Source organism: Niallia sp. Sow4_A1 (assembly GCF_052116745.1).
GTDB lineage: Bacteria > Bacillota > Bacilli > Bacillales > Cytobacillaceae > Niallia > Niallia hominis.
The window spans coordinates 12,639-35,504 of sequence record NZ_JBQKKM010000049.1 but is presented as its reverse complement, the minus strand read 5'-3'; the positions used below and the strand labels follow the sequence as shown (position 1 = coordinate 35,504).

Here is a 22,866-nt window from a genome sequence, read left to right as displayed (position 1 = left end):
TCTTTATTTTTGCTCATACTACCGCGCTTGCGTTTGGTTGGCGGTCTAACGACCACCAACCAAACCAGAGGGTAAATTATTTTCTACCCACAAACATTTTACTCATACAGAGAAGGGAGGCACATGAATAAACCATTATCGGATGTTTAGATAATCGCAAATAGGAAGAAGCAGATGTTTTTCTAAGATGCTTTTAATTGTTGGGGTGCTGCATGGCTAATCGGATAAAAATGTCTAAATTGTGACAATCCGATGAGTTATCTATGCAAAGGTAGTGAAAAAGATATATTATTAAAATGTATGCATGATTGAGTGGGAGTAATTTTACATAAAATAAGGTGGAGTGTCTGGTGAGTGAGGACATTCCTTTTTATTGGGGATGATAAGTTTTTGAGAAAAGTAATTGGGAAAGTGCAAAAAAATTTCCCGCTTTCAAAACTTTTTACTTGCATAATATTTATAAATATTATAATTTAATAATGATTATAAATAAGTTGAGTATAACCACTAATATAGATACAATGGAAATCATACCTTTGAAAGGTGGACATTAAGAGGATGAGCAAACAAGTGAAAGATACATTTATTAAAGCGGCAAAAGGACAGTCGACTGATTATGTTCCGGTATGGTATATGCGACAGGCTGGTCGTTCCCAACCTGAATATCGAGCAATTAAAGAAAAATATTCTTTATTCGAAATAACACATCAGCCAGAATTATGTGCCTATGTTACGAAATTACCAGTCGATCAGTATGATGTCGATGCAGCCGTGCTTTATAAAGATATTATGACACCACTTCCAGCAATCGGTGTTGATGTTGAAATAAAATCAGGAATTGGACCAGTGATAGAGAATCCCATTCAATCAATGGATGATGTTGCAAAACTTGGTATGTTACATCCTGAACAAGATATTAAGTATGTCCTAGATACGATTAAGCTCCTTACAACCGAGCAATTAGATGTTCCTTTAATTGGTTTTTCTGGTGCACCATTTACCCTTGCCAGTTATATGATTGAAGGGGGTCCATCGAAAAATTATCATAAAACAAAAGCATTTATGTATGCAAAACCGGAAGCCTGGACTACTCTTATGGATAAACTTGGCGATATGGTTATTACCTATGTAAAGGCACAGATTCAAGCTGGAGCTAGTGCTATTCAAATTTTTGATTCATGGGTTGGCGCATTGAACGTGGTAGACTATCGTATTTTTATTAAGCCTGTAATGGAAAGAATTTTTTCAGCGTTAAAGGATGAAAATGTACCACTAATTATGCATGGAGTTGGTGCAAGCCATTTAGCTTTAGAATGGAACGACCTTCCCCTCGATGTAGTTGGCCTAGATTGGAGATTACCTATATCTGAGGCAAGAAAAATGGGGATAAAAAAAGCAGTTCAAGGGAATTTGGATCCGGCAGTTCTGCTTGCACCATGGAGTGTCATTGAAGAGAGAACGAAAGCAATTATTCAGCAAGGTATTAAAACCCCTGGCTTTATCTTTAATTTAGGGCATGGCGTATTCCCGGATGTAGATCCAGCGGTGTTGAAAAGATTGACTGGATTTATTCATGACTATTCTGGTGATTTATTAAGCAAGCGTGAAGGTAAATAAAAATTATTTAAAAGGATATATAAAGAAATAAGATACAAAATAATAGGAAAGAAGAGAGGTAATGAAATGAGTCGTAAAAAAATGGGTCTTCTAGTGATGGCATATGGAACTCCATATAAAGAAGAGGATATTGAAAGATATTATACGGATATTAGACATGGCAGAAAGCCGACAGATGAAATGCTTCAAGACTTAACGAGTCGCTATGAAGCAATTGGCGGGATTTCTCCATTAGCAAAAATTACGATGGAACAAGCAAAAGGCTTGGAGGCCCGTCTTAATGAAATTCAAGAGGATATTGAATTTAAAATGTATTTGGGCTTAAAGCATATTGAACCATTTGTAGAAGATGCCGTAAAGATGATGCATGATGATGGGATAAAAGAAGCAGTAAGTATTGTATTAGCTCCACATTATTCTACATTTAGTATTAAATCATATAATAATCGTGCAAAAGCAGAAGCGGATAAGCTAGGCGATTTAATTATTCATAGTATTGAAAGTTGGTATAAAGAGCCTAAGTTTATCAACTATTGGGTAAATCAACTAAAAGAGACATATAGCAAAATGTCTCAAGAAGAAAGAGATAATGCAGCTTTAATCGTATCAGCACATAGTTTGCCAGAAAAAATTCTTCAATATGGAGACCCTTATCCAGAGCAATTAAAGGAAACAGCAAATTTAATTGCAAAAGGGGCAGGAATTTCTACTTATTATCTAGGTTGGCAAAGTGCTGGCAATACACCAGATCCTTGGCTAGGACCAGATGTTCAGGATTTAACAAGAGATCTATACGATAAATATGGATATAAAGCATTTGTTTATGTTCCAGTAGGATTTGTTGCAGAACATTTAGAGGTTTTATATGACAATGACTACGAATGCTTGGTAGTTACAAAAGAAGTTGGTGCAAGTTATTATCGACCAAAAATGCCGAACGCACAGCCAGAATTTATTGATGTATTAGCAACAGTCGTATTAAAAGAAATTGCCGTACCTACTAAAGGATAAGCTAAAAAAATAATTTTTCTTGACATTATTATATTGTAAACGGAACCAAGTGATTATTACGAAAATCGCTTGGTTTCTTTTGTTGCAAGCAGCTTAACACTGTGATATATTCTTCTTTGTACTAACTGACCGAAACGTTATTTTAGTCAGTCTCGTAATAGAAGCGGTCTTTCATAAGGGAGTTTTTCCTTTATATTTTTAAGATTAGAGTACATTGGAGACATGTTTTTGAGTGAACCAGTTAATGGAGAATATTTACTCGCTTAATAATAGGAAGGAAAAGACTGGTGCTTTGTTTTCTGCTTACATATGGAAAATTGCGCTATAAGAAAGAGGTGGGATATATGACTGTTGATCGTAGGAAGCTTATTTTAGAAGCAGCGGCAAAATCATTTTCCATGTTCGGCTATAAAGCAACAACTATGGATCATGTCGCTAAAATCGCAAACGTAGGAAAAGGAACCATTTATACTTTTTTTAAGAATAAGGAAGAGCTTTTTTACGAAATCATAAATGATTTGATAGCAGAAATGAAGGAAAGAGCAGATGAGTCATTTGATCCATCCTCTACGTTTATGGAAAATGTCCATCGTGCATTGATGAATATGCTTGAGTACCGCAAAGAACATCAGTTGACGGTTAAACTTTTTCAAGAGCAGCGAGAAATCGGCACTTTAGAAGTAAAGGAAGTTATTAGTCATTTAGAAAATGCCATATTAAATTATATGAAGATACGTGTGCAAGAGGCAGTAGATAAAGGGGAAATTCAAATAAAGGATACAGAATTAACCTCGTTTATTATCTTTAAAGTATATTTAGCATTAATATTTGAGTGGGAGAAAAACCACCCGCCTCTAAGCTCAGAGGAAATAGCTTCTAGTTTAGAAATGCATTTATTTTATGGATTATCAGGTGATTCTCTAGTTTCTAAGTAAAGGGGATTTGTAATTAATAATTGAAAGTAATGGAAAAGAATAATAGAGTTATGGAAAAATGGAGGGGAATTACATGAAACAAAGTTTATTAAAGGCAGAGCTGTCCTCTATTTTTAAAAATAAAATGATGCTCATTTCTGTTATTGCTATTGTATTTATTCCAATATTATATGCAGGCATCTACTTATGGGCCTTTTGGGATCCTTATGGAAACTTAGACAAATTACCCGTTGCAGTCGTTAATGAAGATACCGGGACAGAAATGAACGGGAAATCATTAGAGATTGGTAACGATTTAGTTGAAAACTTAAAGGACAGCGAAGATTTCCACTTTATTTTTGTTGATAAAAAAACAGCATATGAAAATTTAGAAAAGCAAAAGTATTATATGTTGATAGAGATACCAAAAGATTTTTCGGAAAATGCGACGACCTTACTTGAAGATAATCCACAGAAATTAGATTTGAAATATATCTCTAATCCTGGCTATAACTTTATTTCTTCTCAAATAGGGAACTCTGCAATTGAAAAAATTAAGCAAGGTGTAAGTAAAGAAGTAACGGAAACTTATGCGGAATCTATTTTTGAAAACATTACAGAAATGTCAGATGGCTTAAAAACAGCAAGCTCTGGTGCAAAAGATTTAGAAGAAGGAACAGATAAAATTAAATCTGGGACAGAAGAGGTTTATTCTAACTTAAAAACACTTGCTGAAAAGTCAATTCAATTTTCTGATGGTGTAAATAGTGCGAATGATGGAGTGAAAGAGCTAGCAGATGGTGCGGGGGATTTGAATAAAGGGTTATCGGAGTTACAATCCGCACAAGGGGAATTAAGTACTGCCGCTGAGCAATTACAAGCAGGGGATCAATCCATTCTGGATGGCGTGTCTCAAACAAAAGATGGAATCAATACAGTTAAAGCGAGTATACCTTCGCTAATCGAAGGGACAAATCAGCTTCAAACTGGTTCAGATAATTTATCGCAAAGTTTAACAGAATGGAGTGATAAATCAGAACAATTAGCTGCTGGAGCAAATCAATTAAATGAAGGTGCTAAAACCTTACAGGAAACAATAAATTCGATTATGCCGATGCTACAAGGATTACCAGAAGAAAATCAACAGCAGTTAATGGCAGCCATTCAAGGGTTGGTGGACGGAAGCTCTTCTATTGCTACAAATACAGTGGCTTTGAGCCAAGCAGCAGACCAGCTGGCAGAAGGTGGAGTGAGCCTTTCAAGCGGTCTAACTGAATTAAATGAAGGTCAAAAACAGCTTCAAACAGGTGTTAATCAGTTAAGTGATGGTAGCTCGAAGTTAGAAAGTGGGGTAAAGCAACAGGTAGCTGGTCAAGAACAATTTGTGTCTGGAATGAATCAGTATGCCTCTGAATTCTCAAAAGCTGTCGATGGGTCTTTTAATTTAGCTGAAGGTGCGAATACATTGCTAACAGGAATGAATACACTTGCAACTGGTTCCACTGCTTTATCAGATGGAACCAACTTGCTGAAAAACGGTTCAAAGGAACTGGTTAATGGAACTTCTACCTTATTGGATGGTAGTAAAGAGCTATCTTCTAAATTATCCGATGGAGCGGAGGAAGCAAGTTCCATACATTCGGATGAAAAAACCTATGATATGATTGCAGAACCGATTTTAGTGGACCAAGAAAAGGTATCGGATGTTCCGAATTATGGAACGGGCTTAGCTCCATATTTTATCTCACTTGGATTGTTTGTTGGTGCTTTAATGTTATCTATCGTTTTCTCTTTTGCCGAACCAGAGAGACAGCCAAAAAGTGGTATGCGTTGGTTTTTAAGCAAAACGATCATTCTAGTTGGAGTGGGTGTCTTGCAGGCACTAGTTGCGTCCTTTGTATTGCTCGTTATTTTGGGTATGGAAGTTCAAAGCGTACCGTTGTTTATCCTATTTACTGTTCTAACTAGTTTAGTATTTTTCTCGATTATCCAATTTTTTGTTACGTTATTTGGAAATCCTGGACGGTTTATTATCGTAATAATCATGATTTTCCAATTAACTACAAGTGCGGGAACATTTCCGTTAGAGTTAATACCAAATGTATTACAACATATCCACAATCTATTGCCAATGTCTTATTCAGTAGCTGGCTTAAAAGCGGTAATCTCAACTGGTGATTTTGAGTATATGTGGCATAATGCAGAGATTTTGGGGATTTATCCAATATTGTTCTTTGCAGGTACAGCTATTTACTTTATCTTTAAATATAGACGTCATTATATAAACAATGACATGGAAGTTACTGCGGAATAATAAGAAAGCTGCTGCTTTGTATCTTCATAGAAACTCTATTGGATATTTATGATAGAAATTCTTGAAGCTGCCAAATAGCAGCTTTTTGATTGTGCAGCCAAATCTGTGTTATAAAAAACTTTGCCAATTCTATGAAAAAAGTACAAATGAAGTGATTATTTCAGGTTTTTTCGTTATAGTATAAAAGGGTAATTAAATTCGGGAAAATAGGATATAATTCTACAAAATTTTAAGGGGTGTCTTTTTATGCTATTTATAGATAATAAAGGGATTACAGATCCGCGTATTAATCTTGCAATAGAAGAATATGCTTTGAAAAATCTAGACATAAATGAAACTTTTCTTTTATTTTATATAAATGAACCTTCCATCATTATTGGGAAAAACCAAAATACGATAGAAGAAATTAATACCGATTATGTAGAATCAAAAGGCATACATGTTGTCAGAAGATTGTCTGGTGGCGGTGCTGTTTATCATGATTTAGGCAATTTAAATTATAGCTTTATTACAAAGGATGACGGGGATAGCTTTCATAATTTTAGAAAATTCACAGAGCCTGTTGTCCAAGCGCTTAAAAGCATGGGAGTAAATGCTGAATTAAGTGGTCGCAATGATCTTCTTGCAGAAGGTAGAAAAATTTCTGGTAATGCCCAATTCTCTACAAGAGGAAGAATGTTTACCCATGGTACCTTGTTATTTGATTCTGAAATGGATCATGTTGTGTCAGCATTAAAAGTGAAAAAAGACAAAATTGAGTCAAAAGGGATTAAATCTGTAAGAAGTAGAGTAGCGAACATTACTGAATTTCTACCAGAAAAAATATCGGTGGAAGAGTTTCGTCGTCTTTTATTAGTTTATCTTTTTGACGGGGAAGAGAATATCCAAGAGTATGTATTAACAGAAGAAGATTGGGAGAAAATTCATCAATTATCAAAAGAAAGATACCAAAATTGGGATTGGAATTATGGAAAATCACCTAAATTCAATCTGCAGCATTCACATCGTTTCCCAGTTGGGCAAATTGATGTAAGATTCGATGTGGTTAAAGGAATTGTGAAAAACTGTAAAATTTATGGTGACTTCTTTGGTGTTGGCGATGTAGAGGATATCGAGAAACGCCTTATTGGTATCCGCTATGACCGCGCAGAGTTAGAAAAGGCATTAGAAGACATTTCTATTAAGCATTATTTTGGGAATGTAACAAAAGAAGATTTTCTGCAATTGATTTATTAATAACTTCAGAGCATATTTTAGCATCTAAAATGATAGTGGTTATCCTATTGTTTAGGATGCTTTTTTACGTTCTTTCAGTGAATAATATTTCTTTAGTGGAATGGCGCGGACAATTTTTTATGTTTAACTGATAAAACAGTGTTAAACAGATGTCGATTCCAATGACTAATAAGATAAACAAAATAAATAGCAAAAAATACTCCTTTTAGTTCTAAAAATTCTTTTTTGGACTACTTATTAATAATAGGTTGTACTAGGCAGGAGGGAGATTATGACTAGAAAAATTGGTTTTTATGCAGTGGTTGCCTATGTGTTATACGGCTTGTTTTTTTATTGGTATTTATTTCAATACACTAGTCCAACTTTGCCATTTGAATTTCAGGGGTCTAGAGCTGATCCAAGTACTTTTCTAAATAGCAGAGAATTAGTATTAAGTGAGGAATATTCACGGGTAAGAAATTTCTTGTTTTTTATATCAACACCATTTGAATGGCTTCTATACTTATTCATTTTATTATTTGGTTTTTCGAAAGCATTTAAAAAATGGGGAGAGTCTTCTGCTAAATATAAGCCGCTACAAACAGCTATTTATTTATTTTGGCTGAATATAACAGCATTTGTTTTGACCTTTCCTCTTGGGTATATCAGTTATTCCTTATCAAAGACTTATCATATCTCTACACAAAGCTTTCCATCCTGGATGAAGGACGAAATGATTGATTTTTGGGTGAATTATGTTATTTTGTATCTCCTTGTCATCGTTTTATATTGGCTTATGAAAAAAAGTCAAAAGAGATGGTGGCTTTATGCATGGTTTTTATCTATTCCGTTTACATTATTTCTCACGTTTATCCAACCGGTTGTTATTGATCCGCTCTATAATGATTTCACCCCTTTAAAGGATAAGGCATTAGAGGCTGAAATATTGAAGTTAGCGAGTGCTTCGAATATACCAGCTAACCATGTTTTCGAAGTGAATATGTCTGATAAAACTAGTGCATTAAATGCATATGTTACTGGAATAGGAAGCAATGCAAGAATTGTCCTATGGGATACGAGTTTAAAGGAATTAGAGAATGACGAAATTTTATTTGTTATGGCACATGAAATGGCTCATTATGTAGAAAAACATATTTATATTGGGATAGGCATTTCTTTATTCTTTTCCTTGTTTGGTTTATATTTTGTTTATAAATTAATGCACTGGATTGTGAATAGATGGGGAGATGCACTTAAAATATCGAGAGTAGAGGATATCCATTCTTTTCCTCTAGTACTTTTATTAATTTCCATGTTGCTGTTTGCTGTAAATCCAGTAACTAATTTAATTTCAAGATATGAAGAAAAAAGGGCTGATGACTATGCAGTCCAATTAACAGAAGATCCAGAAGCAGGTATTGTTACTTTTCAAAAGTTAGCAAAAACGGGATTGAGTGAAGTAAACCCACCTTTATTAGTAAAAATATTCCGTTATAGTCATCCGACAATGCTAGAAAGAATCAGTAAGCTAGAAGAGGAAAGTATCCGTTTGCAAAATCAACAGCAAGAATGATCGTTTCCATGTGGGATACTACTAATCTTTAAAGACGAATAATCTCTAATTTAGCTCTTGAATAAAGCTACCTTTATTTCAAATAACGATAAACACGAAGTATTATGTAATCATTTTGCATAAATGCTCGTGTTTATTATTTTAAACATAGATGTAAAAACGACTTAGTTTTTATACTTGACTAAATTTAAAAACATAGATAACTATCATGAGCAAAAGATAAAGGATGTCTCAAAGGGCTTAATTCAGCTAGCTGGATTAGCTCTTTGGGGCATCCTTAAATTATTTAGAACTCTTTATTATCAAGTACCGAAGCGCTTACATAATAAGTTGAATTTAATACTTAGTTCGTTAAATTTTTCTTTATTTCGTTCATCAATGGCTTTATCAATCAAGGACATCAAACTTGCTTTTTCATTATTTAATTGAATTTCAGAAAGCAGCATTTCAATGTAGAGGTCTTTTACATAAGTTTCTGTGTTCTTTTTCTTGCCACTTAACTTTGTAAACTCAGTGTAGGACTTATCATTCATTGTCTTTCCCTCCTGATGCCTTTTTAATATTATATGGGAAAATTTGATAATTATCAATCTATTTTTTAATAATTTAGAAATTTGATTATAAAGTATGTCTATGTTCTGAAAATTTAGGAAGTATTTAGGTTAATTAGGTAAAAAGTGCTATTATTAGGTTAGTTTACTAAATAAAAGGAGTGATTTATTGATGGAAGAAAAATATGTAATAGTTGATAATTATGCTATTAATTATCATACGCGAGCAGTGCTCCCTTATAAGTTGGCTAATGGTGTTATCTATTCAAAGATATACGAACAAAATAACGTTTTTTTATGCAAACATAGCCCGCTAATGATTGTTAAAAATACCTGTAGTTATCTGGGGAGCTCCTATGAAGGAAGGAGAGAGGGAACTCGTCGGTTAATGACCTATTACCATAAGGTTCCAATCGTAATTGATCCATATAATTCTGTTTATTTTTTTCCTACTCATTCTCCTAGAAATCAAAACTGTGCATGGATTTCACTTCATCATATTCTTGACATTAAAAAAATAGAAGCGTCCAAAGTAAGAATCACCTTCCAAAACTCACAAAAGATTGAAATAGGGATTTCCATCTATTCTCTGAGAAATCAAATAATGAGGACGAATTCATATAAAACTTTGCAACATTATAATTATGAAGCTAGTATGAATCCCAAACTCACGTATAAAAGTGGAATGGATAAACAGATAGAGCTGGCAGAAAACCAAATGAAATATAAAAAGAAGTGGAGTAAATCGGATAGCAATTGAAAAGGAGCTTTTTTTATTTACTTTTGTTAACTAATAGTAAACCTTTTGTATAAATAATACTCTAATAGTTCTTGAACTTTATTCCGAAGACGTGGGTTAAAGTAATTATGATATTCCTCATAACCGTTGTAAATAAACAAAAACATGGTAAATGCTTCATCACGATTTACTTCTTGAATCTTCAAAGCATGCTTATACATATAATTCTTCGTTTTTTTTAACTCCGTTTGTACTGCATTCATTGTATTTTCTATAAGGTCTATATAAGGTTGTTTTAGCTTAAAATTACTTTTTTTGATGACCTGCAGATCCCGATTAAGTATAGTTAAAAGCATAGGAAGATAAATAGCTTTTTCCATAATGTCCCTTTCTATTTCAGGAATTCGTGTCATAATCATTGACCCCTTCTTATATGTTATAGAACATTTGTTCTTATTCGATAATACCTTGTTTGGCTGTAATTTTCAAGTTGATAATGATATTTTTCACAGTCTCTAAAAAGCATGTTACATGTAAATTTAGGAAGGTGGATATTAATGCTGTAATTCCTGAAAAAATTTTTTAGAAGAAAAGAGAGAGAGAAGGAGGGGAAATTATTTCAGTTGTCGAAATATATAGTTACTTTAAATAAGGGAAGGAAGATGAAATTGAAAGAAAGCAATAGAATAAATGCAGAAGCTTTGTATGAATTAAAATCTGTCGTTGATCCTCAGGTTAATGAAAAAGGACAGGAATGTTTATATGTACTCACTTCCATTTGTAAAGAGACCGATAAGTATTATTCCAATATTTTTTATAAGCGTCTAGATACATTAGATACAACTCAATGGACATTTGGGAAAGATCGAAACTATTCACCAAGATGGTCACCGAATGGAGAACAAGTTGTCTTTATTTCGAATCGATCTGGGAAAAATCAATTGTTTTTATTAAATAAGCAAGGTGGAGAAGCAAAGCAACTAACCTTTTTAGCCAATGGAGTAAGTAATCCAGTTTGGTCCCCGGATAGCAAGGAAATAGCTTTTCAATGTAATTTAAAAATGGGAGAAACAGTTGAAGACAAAGAAAATATAACGGAGAAGAAAGAGGAAAAGGTTACTTCACTAGAAGTAACTAATATGAAGTACAAATCGGACGGCAAGGGCTTTTGGGATGGAAGCTATGATCATATTGCTATCATAAATATAGAAAGTGGCGATCTAGAGCAGATTACATCAGGAGAAAATAATTATTATGTGCAAAGCTGGTCCCCTGATGGACAGTACATAGCAATTAGTGCAGATGAAAGCGATGAAAAGGATTTTAGCTTTATTGCAGATATTTATCTATATAATAGAAAAGAACGGAACTGGAAGAAGGTTACAGAAAGTAATGGCTCTTATGGAAAAGCAACTTGGACACCTGATAGCAAAAGACTAGGATTGATAGGAAGTGGCAGAGAATACGAGAATGCGACTCTGTCAAAAATATGGGTATATGATTTAGAATCTGATTATCTACAATGCTTAACACCGGAATGGGATGTAAATGTTGGCGATTATGCAATCGGAGATTTTCAACAGGGATCTGTAACACCTGGCATACTATGGGGAGAGGATAATGAAAGCTTTACTTTTTTAGGAACTGACCATGGAAATACCATTGTCTATTTTGGAAATATTTCAGGTGCAATCTATCCGTCTCTTATCGATAATCATCATGTGTATGGGTTATCAACTGGCGGAAGTTTAAAAAGAGCGATTGTAGCTATTAGTACACCTACACATCCAGGAGATTTATACACCCTAAATTTAGAGACAGGCGAGGTTCAGCAAATTACAGATGTAAATAAAGAGTTTGCGGAAACACATACATTTTCTGAAGCTGAGCCATTACAATTTCATTCTCGAGATGGCTGGGAGCTGCATGGGTGGTTAATGAAGCCACAAGACTTTAAAGCGGGCGAAAAATATCCAATGGTAGTAGAAATTCATGGGGGACCACATGCAATGTATGCTAATTCCTATTTCCATGAATTCCAAACACTAACTTCTAATGGGTTTGCGGTATTGTTTATTAATCCGAGAGGAAGTCATGGCTATGGGCAGCAATTTGTAGATGCTGTACGTGGAGATTATGGCGGGAAGGATTATGAAGACATTATGGATGCGGTGGATTATTGTCTAGAGACATTTGATTTTATCGATGCTTCTCGTTTAGGGGTTACAGGAGGGAGCTATGGTGGCTTCATGACAAACTGGATTATAGGTCATACGGATCGTTTCAAGGCAGCAGTCACACAGCGCTCTATTTCCAATTGGATAAGTTTTTATGGAGTTAGTGATATAGGATACTACTTTACTGATTGGCAAATAAAAGCAGACTTAAATGATATTGAAACACTGTGGAAGCATTCTCCATTAGCTTATGTAAATAATATGCAAACACCATTGCTTATATTGCATGGAGAAAAAGATTTTCGTTGTCCAATTGAACAGGCAGAGCAATTATTTATTGCCTTAAAGGTGCAAAAAAAAGAAACGAAATTTGTCCGTTTCCCAGAATCAAATCATGAACTTTCAAGAAGTGGAAAACCTACACTTAGAATAGAAAGACTAAACTATATTAACAATTGGTTTTTGAAATATGTATAACGATTAAATAAAAGGGTGCCATCTGGCGCCTTTTTTTATGCGCAAAATTATTATTTTTGCCTATATAATCTGAAGCAAAATGGGTCTTCCATTTTTAAGATTAACTTATAAAATACCGAAGTATAAGTAAGTGTATATAAATAGAAAAAGTATAATTCTATCCTGTAATGTAATTTTAAGCAAGAAAAAAATGTAGAAAAGAACTTTTTTTGTTATGATAGTAAAAAGAAAGCTATCCATTAAGAAATGAAAGAGTTCAATAGCAAACAGGATTTACAAGGAGAAGAAGGTCTATATTTTTGTACAAAGGTTACACTTGATAGTAATAAAGAGTCATAAAAAAATAAAAAGAACTTTAATATGGAAAGGATTAATGAAATGGGGAGAGCGGAATATAGAAAAGGAAAGAAAAGAAGGAAATTACGTAAAGGGAGGGTTTTCTTTCTATTCCTAATTCTATTTATATTTTTGGTAGGTATATACAGTATTATTCAATTTAAGCAAGGAGAAAAACAGTCGTTAGGGAAGATTGGAGTAGACGAGGTTAAATACGAATTTAATGGGGAAAAGGATAGTAATGGTGGAACGAATATCCTTTTGCTTGGAAGTGACCAGCGTAAAGGGGAAAATCAATCCAGAACAGATACCATAATGGTAGCCCAATATCATCCTGATAATGGTACATATAAACTAATATCACTCATGAGAGATATGTATGTGGATATACCTGGATATAGTCAAGGGAGGATTAATACTGCCTATACTCTCGGAGGTCCTGAGCTTTTAAGGCAAACAATCAAACAAAATTTTGATATAGAATTGCAATATTATGCGATTATTAATTTTGAAGGATTTGAAGCTGTAGTTGATGAAGTATTTCCAGATGGTGTGGAAATCAATGTAGAGAAACAAATGTCTGAAAATATAGGCGTAACGTTGGAGCCAGGATTGCAACATTTAAATGGCAAGCAGTTACTAGGCTATGTGCGTTTCCGACATGATGCAGAATCTGATTTCGGAAGGGTGGCAAGACAACAAAAAACATTGCAAGCACTTGCTGATCAAGTTTCTGCTGTACAGACATTTGCTAAGCTGCCAAAACTAGCAGGGGTAATAATGCCTTACATTAATACGAGTATGGAAACAGGGGATATGCTGTTTATTGGGAAGGAATTATTGACTTCAAAAAATCATGAGGTAGAGTCGCTAAGAGTTCCAGTAGATGGAAGTTTCCAAGATATGCGAGTAAATGGAGCTGCTGTCTTATCTGTCGATTTAGAAGCGAATAAAACAGCAATAAAAGAATTTTTGGCACAATAAATTGAATTATCTTTAACATATTCTTTATATTTTAGAAAGAATAAAGAATTAAACTAGAATAGTTAAGTAGATTGTTTGCTAATAAATGCTATAGCAACAAAAGGTTCTAATAGAAGGGAAATGGTATGAAGTCCACTTGTGTTTTAAGTGGATTCATCAAAAACGCCAGAGTTAAAAGAATACAAATACAAAAAGATGCGTAAGTTGTTATACAAGGGGTTTTGCTCATGGATATGAACTTAATTAAAGAATGGTTTACGCTTGAAAATATAATGGACTTAATTGACAGTTATCGCTCGTTCGGACCGTTGCCAGGGGTCTTATTGCCAATGATTGAGGCGTTTATCCCTTTTTTGCCGCTTTTTGTTTTTATTATGGCTAATGTAAATGCTTTTGGATTTTGGCTAGGATTTTTATATTCATGGGCTGGAACAATCTTAGGTGCATTGCTAGTATTCTCGATAATCCGAAAGTATGGGAAAAAAAGACTGCTGAGCTTTTTAAGAAAACATAAAAAGGTGCAGAAACCAATAATCTGGATTGAGCGACATGGATTTGGTCCGTTGTTCTTAATGCTATGTTTTCCGTTTACACCTTCTGCACTTGTAAATATAGTGGCTGGTTTATCGAGAATTAGTACGAGCCAATATGTGCTTGCCGTTATAGCAGGTAAACTAGTCATGATTAGTACGATTAGCTTTATTGGCTATGACTTGAAATCAATGATTGCGCAGCCATTACGTACAATACCTGTTGGGATAGCTATCTTTATTCTTTGGGCTATTGGGAAACGAATCGAGATAAAAATGAATAATCCGGGAATGGAAGAGAAAGAGAGAAGCCATTAGAAAAGATGGTCTGCAAAATTTATTTGGAGGAGATAGAGGTTGAAAGAAGCTATAAAGAAAGAAAGCATAGAATGGTTAAAGGCATTTGCAATCGGGATTATCATCTTTGTTATAATTCGTGCTTTTTTCTTCTCCAATTATGTAGTGGAAGGTGAATCGATGATGCCTACATTACAGGACGGAAACAAATTAGTTGTTAATAAAGTTGGTTATAAAATGACTGATTTTGATCACTTTGATATTATTGTTTTTCATGCAAATGAAAATGATGATTATGTGAAACGAGTAATTGGCATCCCTGGAGATAGAGTAGAATATAGAGATGACCATCTATTTATAAATGGGAAAAAGTATGAGGAGCCATTTCTAAATGATTATCGTAAACAAGTTTCATCCGGAAGGCTAACGGGGAATTTTACGTTAAAAGAACTAACCGGGGAGGCTACTGTTCCAAAAGGGAAATTATTTGTATTAGGGGATAATCGATTAGGAAGTTGGGATAGTCGCCATTTCGGATTCATTTCCATTGATCAAGTAGTTGGAAAAGTTAGCTTGCGTTATTGGCCATTTAATGAAATTCAATTTACCTTTTAGAAGGATGGATAAAGGAGAACTCAAGTTTGAGTTCTTTTTTCTTTATGTTGTTTTGATTGGTATAAAGTCAGGAGATATCAGCACACGAGGAGTAATAAAGCTTTTCCCTATTTCTCATTTCTTCACGACTATTCGAGTAGTATCGTTTAAGTTGAGGATGAGAAAAATTATCCAGTGTCGCTTTTCTATGGAAACATGTGTTTCTATGATATGATGTTATATACATATAAAGTATTATGGTGATAGAGAAAAAAAGGGGAGGGATTGGATGACTGTTCGCTTATTAGCAGGTCGATCTGGTACTGGAAAAACAACGTTTTGTATAGAAGAGATCCAAGCAAAGCTTGCCGCAAATCCGGAAGGCAATCCTGTAATTTATATTGTCCCAGATCAGATGACCTTTTTATCCGATCAGCGATTACTATCCGGATCTGAGGTTCAAGGAATGTTTCGGGCACAAGTGTATAGTTTTACTCGTCTTGCTTGGAGAATATTGCAAGAGACTGGTGGAATTAGTCGCTACCATATAAATAGTATTGGTGTTAATATGCTCATACGCAAGATTATTGAAGAAAATAAAAATAAGCTAACTCTTTTTAAAAAGGTAGCCGATAAAAATGGATTTATAGAGCAGGTTGAACAACTAGTCACTGAATTTAGGAGATACACGGTTACTCCTGAAGAACTGCTAACAACAAAAGAACAAATAGAGGACAACCAGGAATCAGCAAAGGCATTAATGGATAAAATCAGTGATCTTGAACTAATATATGAGCAATTTGAACAAAGATTGATCGGTAAATACATCGATGGAGAGGATTATTTTCGTTTACTTGCGGAAAAGATGAGTGAATCCTCCTATTTGAAAAGTGCGGAAATTTATATCGATGGTTTTTATAGCTTTACTCCTCAAGAATATTTGATTATTCAACAGTTAATGCACCTTTGTGAAAGGGTAACAATTACCAATACATTAGATCCTTCATTTTCACAACATGATGACTTAAGCTTATTTCGAATGTCGACAGAATCCTTTCAAACCATTCACTCGATGGCCAAGCAAGTAGGAGTTGAAGTTGATATTGTAGAGTTTACGGAATATAAAAAAGATAGCCATCCGTCGTTAATGCATATAGAAACTCATTTTGACAGCAGACCAGTTCAAGCTTATACAGAAGAAACAACAATCAAATTTGCGGAAAGCATTAATCCACGCGCAGAAATAGAAGGGATTGCGCGGGAAATTGTCAAGCTTGTTAGAGATAAGCACTACCGTTATCGGGAGATAAGTTTACTTTCTCGTAATTTGGCTACGTATCAAAATATTATTGAAACGGTTTTTAGAGACTATCATATTCCAATATTTATTGATCAGAAAAGCAGAATGCATGATCATCCTTTAGTAGAACTGATTCGTTCTTCTTTAGAAATTTTTGAAACAAATTGGCGTTATGAGCCTGTATTTCGTTCTATAAAAACGGAGTTACTTTTCCCACTCCATGAACGCAAAAATAATATTCGAGAAAAGGTAGATAGACTTGAAAATTATTGTCTTGCTTATGGAATAAAAGGAAATAAGTGGACTTCCAAAGAGCGTTGGAAATATAGAAGAATCCAAGGATTAGAATGGGAGCAAGGAGTTCAGACAGATGCAGAAAAAGAATTCGAGCAAGAATTAAATGAACTGCGTTTGTCTTTAACTGCGCCGTTAATTCGCCTTCAAAACCGTTTGAAAAGAGGGAAAACAGGACGCGCTAAATGTGAAGCTTTATATCTATTTTTAGAAGAACTTGAAGTACCGCTGAAAATGGAATACTGGAAGAATGAGTTAGAGGAAAAAGGAGAGCTAGTAAAAGCTGGAGAACATGATCAAGCATGGAATAGCATAGTGGAAATGCTTGATCAATTTGTAGAAATACTAGGAGAAGAGGAATTTTCAACGAAGCAATTTGCAACAGTTGTGAATGCCGGTTTAGATACATTGAAATTCTCCCTCGTTCCTCCAGCCCTGGATCAGGTTTTAATCGCCGATATAGAACAGTCTCGGTTAAATGATATAAAAGTAGCGTTTGTTATCGGTCTAAACGAAGGTGTTTTTCCATCGAGATTTCAGGATGAAGGAATACTTGCAGACACGGATAGAGAAGCTTTGCAACAAAAAGGAATGAAGCTAGCTCCTACAAGTAAAACGAGACTGTTAGATGAAGAATTTCTTGCATACAAAGCATTTACTACGCCATCTGATTGTCTTTACTTAACCTATCCGTTAGCAAATGATGAAGGGAAATCTATTTTGGCATCTACTTATATCAAAAGAATGAGAGATTTATTTCCTAATGCCACTACTCTCTTCTTTATGTCAGATCCAAAAGAGCTGTCAGAAGAAGGGCAGCTGGATTATGTGGTCCATTTTCAAACGACCTTATCTTATTTAACAGGACAGCTTTATTTAAAGAAAAGAGAATATCCTATCTATGATTTCTGGTGGGATGTTTACAATGAATATATAGAGAATACAAATTGGAGAGAACCTGCCAAAAAGGTGTTCTCTAGTTTAACGTATCAAAATCAAACAGAAAAATTATCAGAACAAACAAGCAGTGAATTATATGGAGATACTATTTCGGCAAGTGTCTCTAGGATGGAATTATTTCATGCTTGTCCATTTTCACATTTTGCGACACATGGATTAAAGCTCCGAGAACGACAAGTATATCGCTTAGAGGCACCGGCAATCGGTGATTTATTTCATGCTGCCTTGAAATATATAGCCGAAACAGTGATGAATAAGGAGTTAATGTGGTCTAGTTTAACGAGAGAGCAATGTGAGCGGCTTGCAAAGGATGCCGTAGATATGCTCGCACCTAAATTGCAAAATGAAATATTGCTTAGCACAAATAGACATCATTATATAAAAAGAAAGTTAGAGCAAATCATCAGTAGGGCTTCCCTTATTTTAAGCGAACATGCTAAGCATAGTGGCTTCTCACCAATTGATTTAGAACTAGAATTTGGTCCAAAAGGAAAGCTTCCATCCATTTCTTTTCCGTTAAAAAACGGTTCAAATATGGATTTGATTGGAAGAATCGATCGTGTCGATAAAGCGGTTGTTGGAGAAGAAGTATATTTAAGAGTCATCGACTATAAATCAAGTAGCCAAGAATTAAATATGAATGAAGTATATTATGGACTATCTTTACAGATGCTTACTTATTTAGATTTAATTATTACAAACAGTACAATATTAGTAGATAAGGAAGCGAGCCCAGCAGGAGTATTATATTTTCATGTACACAATCCGATGATTTCTAGTAAGAAAATATTAACATTAGATGAAATCGAAGAAGAATTATTGAAGAAATTTAAAATGAATGGGCTAATGCTTGGAGAAGAGCGAGTTATTCAGCTAATGGATGAAACGTTAGAAAAAGGGAGTTCTCCAATTGTGCCAGCAGGTTTTAAGACAGATGGAACTCTAACAAAAGCTTCTAAAGTCGCAACAAAAGAAGACTTTAGTGAAATGCAAAAGTTTGTTCGCCATAAATATAGGGATTCAGGAAACAAAATTATTAGTGGGGAAGTAGGCATTGAACCGTATCGCTTAAATGAGAAAAAGCCTTGTACTTTCTGTTCGTTTAAATCTGTTTGCCAATTTGATGAAGCATTAGAAACAAACCAATATAGACAATTGCCAGCCTATTCAAAGGATGAAGTGCTGCAATTAATCCGAGAGGAGGCTAACAGGAATGAAAGAGATTAGCATACCGGACAAGCCAGCAGATGTAACCTGGACAGATGATCAATGGAAGGCGATTATGTCTAGTGGGCAGGACATTTTAGTTGCTGCTGCAGCAGGATCTGGAAAAACAGCTGTTTTAGTAGAAAGGATGATTCGGAAAATTGTATCCGATCAGCCGATAAATGTCGATGAATTGCTTGTTGTTACGTTTACGAATGCGTCTGCAGCTGAAATGAAGCACCGGATTGGAGAAGTATTAGAAAAGGAAATTAATGCGAATCCAACATCTCAGCATTTAAAAAGACAATTGGCGCTTTTAAATAAAGCTCATATCTCGACAATTCATTCTTTCTGTTTAGAAGTCATTCGAAAATATTATTATGTTATTGATTTAGATCCAGGATTTAGAATTGCAGATGAAACAGAAGGACAATTATTAAGAGATGAATGTTTAGAAGATCTATTTGAAGAGGAATATGGGAAGGAAAATAATGTAGCATTTTTTGATTTAGTTGATGCCTTTACAAATGATCGCAGTGATGATGCTTTGCAGCGAATGATTCAAGAAATATATGATTTTTCTCGTTCTAATCCATTTCCTTCTGCTTATTTACAGTCTTTAATCAAGATGTATGCTATCGGAGAAGATGCAGATATCATGGAATTACCATTTGTGAAGCATTTAATCGATGATGTGGAACTGCAATTAGAAGGAGTAAGGAAGCTACTTGAATATGGCTATGAATTGACGAAGCTTCCGGGAGGGCCAGCACCACGTGCAAGCAATTTTCTAGAGGATTTGGAATTGGTTTCCATTCTTGAAAAAGCAAAGGCTCAATCTTGGGAAACTTTATATGAGGCAATGCAGAAATTGAAATTTTCACGAGCAAAGCCTTGTAAAGGAGACGACTATGATCCTTCACTAGTAGAAGAGGGGCAAAGAATTAGAGAGCGTGCCAAAAAAATATTGCAAGAAATGCAAGGTGATCTTTTTACAAGAAAGCCGCAAAGCTTTTTAAAGGATATGGCGGAGATGAAGCCACACGTGGAGACACTTGTTTATCTAGTGGAAGCCTTTGGAGAAAGATTTCAGCAAATAAAAATGGATAAAGGATTAGTCGACTTTGCTGATTTAGAGCATTATTGTCTATCCATTTTAAGTCGTCCAGAAGAAAATGAACTAATTCCATCAGAAGCTGCATTATTTTATCGAGCTCAATTTAAAGAAGTCCTTATAGATGAATACCAGGACGTGAATTTAGTTCAGGAATCTATTCTAAAACTAGTGACAAAGGATAGAGAATCGGAAGGAAATCTTTTTATGGTCGGGGACGTAAAACAAAGTATCTATCGGTTTCGATTAGCGGAACCAAACTTATTTTTAGCCAAATATCTTCGCTTTCAAGAGCGGGAGGATGCTGGCTTTAAAATTGATTTAGCAAAAAACTTTCGAAGTAGAAAAGAAGTATTAGAAGGAACGAACTTTCTCTTTAAGCAAATTATGGGAGTAAAGGTAGGCGAAATTGAATACGATGAAAGTGCTGAATTAAAGCTAGGTGCGAGTTATCCAGAAGAAAATTCTTATCCGATTGAAGTTGCATTAGTAAATCAAAGTGCTGATTCTAGTGAAGATAGTGAAATAGATGGAGAGACAACAGGTATAGATGCAGCAGAACTAGAGCAATCACAATTGGAGGCAAGAGTTATTGCTGAAAAGGTTAAAGAATTGTTGGAAACAAACCAAGAGGTATATGATGCAAAACTAAAAGCATACCGACCAATTCGTTATAAGGATATGGTCATTTTATTACGGTCCATGACATGGGCTCCGCAAATTATGGAAGAATTAAAGCAGTATAATATACCGACATATGCTAATTTAACAACCGGTTATTTTGAATCAACAGAAGTGGATATCATGATGTCTTTACTAAAGGTTATTGATAATCCATACCAAGATATTCCTCTTGCATCGGTTCTTCGCTCCCCGATTGTTGGGTTATCAGAAGAGGAGTTAAGTAAATTGCGAATTGCGAAAAAGCAAGGAGCTTTTTATGAAGCTATTCAGGTGTATATCCATATGAACAGGATGAAAGAAGAAGAACTATATGAAAAAATCAGACCGTTTTTTGATAAATTGGCTGAGTGGCGTTCGGAGGCAAGAAGAGGAGCTTTATCGGAGCTGATTTGGAAGCTGTATCGTGAAACGTATTTTTATGATTTTGTTGGGGGCTTACCAGCAGGAAATCAGCGTCAGGCTAATTTGCGTGCACTTTATGATAGAGCTCGTCAATATGAAGAGACATCGTTTCGTGGGTTGTTCCGCTTCCTTCGCTTCGTGGAGAGAATGAGAGATCGAGGAAATGATTTAGGTGCTGCAAGAGCCTTAACGGAACAAGAAGATGTTATTCGAATTATGACCATTCATAGCAGTAAAGGCTTGGAATTCCCTTTTGTGTTTATGGCAGGTATGGGACGCAATTTCAATACGATGGATTTAAGAAAAAACTTTTTACTTGATAAGGATTTAGGCTTTGCTACGAAATATATTGATGCGAAAAAGCGTATATCCTACCCATCTCTTCCTCAAATTGCGTTTTCCAAAAAGAAAAAAATGGAGCTCCTTGCAGAAGAAATGCGCGTATTATATGTTGCTTTAACTCGAGCAAAGGAAAAGCTGATTTTAATAGGTGCTGTAAAAGATATAGAAAAGGCAAAACAGAAATGGTCACAGATTGCAGGACATTCGAATTGGCTTTTAAATGAATTTGATCGTGCACAAGCTAAGTCTTATTTAGATTGGATTGGACCGGCGTTAGTCAGACATCGGGACAATACATGGATTCATTTAGAAAGCTGGAGTGAAAAAGACGAAATTTCTTCCCATCCATCCAATTGGGAAGTGAAAGTATTGCAAAAAGAAGAGCTTTTAACCCGATCCGTTGAGGAAGAGATAAAGGATGAGGAATGGTTAAATAAAATAGTAGAGGGGAAAAAAATAGAAAGTTCTTCTGTTTACAAGGAAGCAATAAAAGAAACATTTGCATGGTCGTATTCTTCAGAAGAAAGTACGTCACATCGCTCCAAGCAGTCTGTTTCTGAATTAAAACGCCAAGGGGAACTGCGAGATGCTCAAAGTGGAACAGAGCTTGTAAAGGCGTGGAAGCAAACCGTGTGGAATCGACCAAGGTTTATGCAGGAAAAAAAATTAAGTCCAGCAGAAATCGGAACCGCAATGCATATGGTTATGCAGCATGTTGATGTAAAAGCGGAGGTTACAGAAGCTAGTCTGAAGCAATTATTAGAAGAGATGGTTAGAAAAGAATTATTAACAAGTGAGCAAGTGGAAGTAATTGATATTTCCTCTATCCTATCTTTTTTCCAGTCCTCTCTAGGAAAAAGAATGCAGCAAGCACCAAAGCTTGTACGCGAAATTCCGTTTAATATTGCCTATCCAGCAAGTCGAGTATATGCAGACTGGTCGGGAGAAGAAGAGCCAGTTCTTGTACAGGGAATTATTGATGTATTCTTTGAAGATGAGTTAGGCACGGTGTTGCTTGATTATAAAACAGACACGATAACTGCCCGGTATAAAGGAGGGTATGAAGAGGCTAAGCCGATACTGGAATCACGGTATAAAATACAAATGGAGCTATATACAGAAGCATTAGAAAAAATCTTAAAGCGAAACATAGAAGAGAAATATTTGTTTTTCTTTGATGGTGGACAAGTGTTGGAGTTATAAAAACATTCTAATTTAAATAGTGCAGAATAAAA

Annotated in this window: 15 protein-coding genes; 13 read left to right on the top strand and 2 right to left on the bottom strand. The window is 35.0% G+C overall.

Annotated elements, in window-relative coordinates; all coding sequences use genetic code 11:
* Positions 1 to 558 precede the first annotated feature (558 nt).
* The 6 genes from hemE (at position 559) to ACTQ5K_RS20820 (ending at position 8,644) form a co-directional block, all read left to right on the top strand.
* Positions 559 to 1,617: a uroporphyrinogen decarboxylase gene (gene hemE / locus ACTQ5K_RS20845; RefSeq protein ID WP_441994262.1), complete on the top strand. Its 1,059-nt coding sequence runs from the start codon at positions 559 to 561 to the stop codon at positions 1,615 to 1,617.
* A 66-nt stretch (positions 1,618 to 1,683) separates the two neighbouring features.
* Positions 1,684 to 2,628 (top strand): ferrochelatase, encoded by a 945-nt coding sequence (hemH, locus tag ACTQ5K_RS20840; RefSeq protein WP_441994261.1) that lies wholly within the window; start codon positions 1,684 to 1,686, stop codon positions 2,626 to 2,628.
* Positions 2,629 to 2,972: 344 nt separating this feature from the next.
* Entirely contained in the window at positions 2,973 to 3,563 is a 591-nt protein-coding gene (locus ACTQ5K_RS20835; RefSeq protein ID WP_251628969.1) for a TetR/AcrR family transcriptional regulator, read from the top strand.
* A gap of 73 nt (positions 3,564 to 3,636) precedes the next feature.
* Complete coding sequence (locus ACTQ5K_RS20830; protein WP_031536649.1) at positions 3,637 to 5,856, top strand: YhgE/Pip domain-containing protein; 2,220 nt, start codon at positions 3,637 to 3,639, stop codon at positions 5,854 to 5,856.
* A gap of 246 nt (positions 5,857 to 6,102) precedes the next feature.
* On the top strand, positions 6,103 to 7,092 hold the full coding sequence (locus ACTQ5K_RS20825; protein WP_031536648.1) for a lipoate--protein ligase: 990 nt from the start codon (positions 6,103 to 6,105) through the stop codon (positions 7,090 to 7,092).
* Between the two features lie 271 nt (positions 7,093 to 7,363).
* Complete coding sequence (locus ACTQ5K_RS20820) at positions 7,364 to 8,644, top strand: M48 family metallopeptidase (RefSeq protein WP_235251555.1); 1,281 nt, start codon at positions 7,364 to 7,366, stop codon at positions 8,642 to 8,644.
* Between the two features lie 302 nt (positions 8,645 to 8,946).
* On the opposite strand, the gene ACTQ5K_RS20815 is transcribed toward ACTQ5K_RS20820, so the two are convergent.
* A complete protein-coding gene (locus ACTQ5K_RS20815) occupies positions 8,947 to 9,177 on the bottom strand; it encodes an IDEAL domain-containing protein (RefSeq protein WP_031536646.1) in 231 nt (76 codons plus the stop codon).
* A 190-nt stretch (positions 9,178 to 9,367) separates the two neighbouring features.
* On the opposite strand from ACTQ5K_RS20815, the gene ACTQ5K_RS20810 reads away from it, so the two are divergent.
* Positions 9,368 to 9,955 (top strand): competence protein ComK, encoded by a 588-nt coding sequence (locus ACTQ5K_RS20810; protein ID WP_048717148.1) that lies wholly within the window; start codon positions 9,368 to 9,370, stop codon positions 9,953 to 9,955.
* 26 nt (positions 9,956 to 9,981) lie between these two features.
* Here the strand turns inward: ACTQ5K_RS20810 and ACTQ5K_RS20805 are convergent, their stop codons facing one another.
* Positions 9,982 to 10,347 carry a hypothetical protein gene (locus ACTQ5K_RS20805; RefSeq protein WP_031536644.1) on the bottom strand — a complete coding sequence of 122 codons (366 nt, stop codon included), beginning with the start codon at positions 10,345 to 10,347 and terminating at the stop codon, positions 9,982 to 9,984.
* Positions 10,348 to 10,596: 249 nt separating this feature from the next.
* Between ACTQ5K_RS20805 and ACTQ5K_RS20800 the strand changes: the two genes are divergently transcribed.
* From ACTQ5K_RS20800 to addA, 6 genes are all read left to right on the top strand, one after another.
* Entirely contained in the window at positions 10,597 to 12,588 is a 1,992-nt protein-coding gene (locus ACTQ5K_RS20800; protein WP_031536643.1) for a S9 family peptidase, read from the top strand.
* A gap of 378 nt (positions 12,589 to 12,966) precedes the next feature.
* Positions 12,967 to 13,908, top strand: a complete 942-nt coding sequence (locus ACTQ5K_RS20795; RefSeq protein ID WP_031536642.1) for an LCP family protein — start codon at positions 12,967 to 12,969, stop codon at positions 13,906 to 13,908.
* A gap of 227 nt (positions 13,909 to 14,135) precedes the next feature.
* Positions 14,136 to 14,756, top strand: a complete 621-nt coding sequence (locus ACTQ5K_RS20790) for a TVP38/TMEM64 family protein (protein WP_031536641.1) — start codon at positions 14,136 to 14,138, stop codon at positions 14,754 to 14,756.
* 39 nt (positions 14,757 to 14,795) lie between these two features.
* The gene (gene lepB, locus ACTQ5K_RS20785) at positions 14,796 to 15,350 is read left to right on the top strand and encodes a signal peptidase I (protein WP_031536640.1); all 555 of its coding nucleotides are present in this window, start codon (positions 14,796 to 14,798) and stop codon (positions 15,348 to 15,350) included.
* Between the two features lie 268 nt (positions 15,351 to 15,618).
* A complete protein-coding gene (gene addB, locus ACTQ5K_RS20780; RefSeq protein WP_031536639.1) occupies positions 15,619 to 19,110 on the top strand; it encodes a helicase-exonuclease AddAB subunit AddB in 3,492 nt (1,163 codons plus the stop codon).
* Positions 19,097 to 22,834, top strand: coding sequence for a helicase-exonuclease AddAB subunit AddA (gene addA / locus ACTQ5K_RS20775; RefSeq protein WP_031536638.1), 3,738 nt, complete (start codon positions 19,097 to 19,099; stop codon positions 22,832 to 22,834). Before addB ends, addA begins: the two co-directional genes overlap by 14 nt.
* Positions 22,835 to 22,866 lie beyond the last annotated feature (32 nt).